1 pseudogene is annotated in these 230 nt (G+C 42.2%); it reads left to right on the forward strand.

Annotated features, from left to right (window positions below):
- Window positions 1-146: 146 nt before the first annotated feature.
- A pseudogene (locus ACY2RS_RS16030) lies at window positions 147-230 on the forward strand (hypothetical protein); the annotation flags it as partial.

The following is a 230-nucleotide window of genomic DNA, read 5'->3' on the forward strand; positions in this document are numbered from 1 at the left end:
TTCGTTTGGCAACTGATATCTACGGACCAAAAGGCAATGAGAAAGTACCCATCATTTTTTCGCTTACGCCCTACAATTTTGATTCTTGGGGTGATGGAAAACAAAGAACACGAACTGCAGAGCGTGCTTAGGAAGTTGTAAAACGGGGCTATGCCTATGTAGTACAAAATGAACGAGGCCGTTATTATTCAGAAGGAACTTGGGACATACTTGGTGTTCCCTTAACAGAT

Source organism: Patiriisocius sp. 208BN25-11, assembly GCF_058147145.1.